Source organism: Vibrio sp. Y176 (genome assembly GCF_033438945.1).
Genome location: NZ_JAWOQS010000133.1, coordinates 1 through 1032 on the forward strand (window position 1 = coordinate 1; position 1032 = coordinate 1032).

Genomic DNA, 1032 nt, shown 5'->3' on the forward strand with positions numbered 1-1032 from the left:
GTCCTTTATCGATAAGATCTTTGACCGCACGTCGATAAACACGGCCTGACGTACCAAATCGTTCCGCCTCTTGGTTCACTTTGTCAAAGCCACCAAGCATCGTATCCGTCTGATTACGGACGAGAAGATCATAAGCAATATTGTAAGTGATAGGATGCAGCAAGCGGTTAGTATAGATATCCATTGAGTCCTGATAGTCTTCTGCCAGTGCAGAGGCAAAAAACACCATCATCTCAGGGTGCTGCTGCAGTGCTTCGGTCAGTTTGTGGATGCAAATAACATCAACTTGCATGTGCTCATCAGCCACCACATTCCACTGGCAAGGGGTTTGAGTACAGTACTCCATTTCGCCATAAATGTGGTAATCGCAGTTCGCCTCCCCTAGTTGGAAACGTCGCCCGTTGGCAGCCAAAATACTCATAGAAACACGTCCCACAGGCACGATATACAGGTACTGAAGTTGCTCGCCTTGGCGCAAAATGGCTTCGCCTGCATCAAAATAACGAGTGTTTACTTGGCACTGATAGATGAGATCACGAAACGCGGCACTTTTCTGTTCTAGATAGTTTTTGAAGCGACCAGTCGGATAAGGGCTGATTTTCATGCGTTTTTCTCTGCGCTAGGAAGGATGCGAATCCGGACAAATGAGCAACTCAAAGACTAAGCCAGTTTGCTTGTTCATCTAGACAATTACTATTGATAACAATCTCAGATGGATTGTACCCCTTCCATTAAGACGATGAAACCAAGTAAAAAAAGCGACAACCATGTGCCGCTTTTGATATTAATCTTAGAAAGAGATGACGCTATGCTTGGGCAATCAACGCTTCTAAAGCCGTGAAAGATGCAAGCTTTTCACCTTCCATCATCACTTTAGCTTCATCTACGTACTGACCTACCCCTTCCTTCACATCTTGTTGGTAGAGTACGACATTGTTTAAAATCGAAGCCACATGAAGGCCTCTCAATCGACCAACCGTAAACAGCGCCGAGGTTTCCATGTCTGCACCTAAGATGCCTTTCTTATTCCAG

The 1032-nt window shown here is 45.3% G+C and carries 1 protein-coding gene and 1 pseudogene; both read right to left on the reverse strand.

Annotation, left to right across the window (positions count from 1 at the left end; all coding sequences use genetic code 11):
• The coding region (locus R7O13_RS24605; RefSeq protein WP_318304903.1) for a Crp/Fnr family transcriptional regulator at positions 1-604 on the reverse strand (604 nt) is incomplete at its 3' end.
• A gap of 202 nt (positions 605-806) precedes the next feature.
• A pseudogene (locus R7O13_RS24610) lies at positions 807-1032 on the reverse strand (nucleoside phosphorylase); the annotation flags it as partial.